The sequence below is a fragment of the Acidovorax cavernicola genome, from assembly GCF_003581445.1.
This window is the reverse complement of record NZ_QXMN01000347.1, coordinates 1-577: the sequence shown is the minus strand read 5'-3', so window position 1 is coordinate 577 and position 577 is coordinate 1. Positions and strand designations below refer to the sequence as shown.

At 67.6% G+C, this 577-nt stretch carries 1 protein-coding gene and 1 pseudogene; one reads left to right on the top strand and one right to left on the bottom strand.

The genetic code is table 11. The features are described 5' to 3' along the window. Positions 1 to 86: pseudogene (locus D3H34_RS34885) on the top strand (exodeoxyribonuclease III); the annotation flags it as partial. A gap of 24 nt (positions 87 to 110) precedes the next feature. Here the strand turns inward: D3H34_RS34885 and D3H34_RS33565 are convergent. After that, positions 111 to 577: DUF2383 domain-containing protein (locus D3H34_RS33565; protein ID WP_119558927.1), on the bottom strand; the 467-nt coding region annotated here is incomplete at its 5' end.

Genomic DNA, 577 nt, shown 5'->3' with positions numbered 1-577 from the left:
GTGTCAGCGCCTGCGTGATCGACCGCGCGCCACGCAAGAACCCGCAGCCCAGCGACCACGCACCGGTCATGGTCACGCTCGACTGAAATGCCGGGCATCGCGCCCGGCATTCAAAGCGGCAAGCAGGAGCGCAGCCAGTGCAGCGCTTCAATGCCGCGCTGCACGGCCATCGCCTGGCGCAGCAAAATCGCGCGCGCCGCTTCGGGCAGCCCCTCGCGCAGCGCCGCGCGATAGGCCATCAGCAGCATTTTTTCGGCTTCCTCGCTGGCGTCGAGCATGCTCTGGTGGCTTTGCGGGCCCATCGCCGCCTTGATCGACTCCCAGCCGCGCAGCAACGACCCGGCAAACAGCCGGCCGGTCTTGTCGTTCGCCGGCGCCGGCAAGGCAAACTCATGCGCGAGCTCGGCCGCGGCCGATTCGAAGCCCTGCTGATGGCGCCGCAGCATCTGCTGCACCAGCCCCGACGGCGCCTGGCTGATGGCCATCTTCAGGCTTTTCGCCGTCTGCAGGTTCAGGCGCTGCAATCCCTGCAGCAAGGCGAGCACTTCCATCTGCGACAGGCAGATTGCGGGATCGG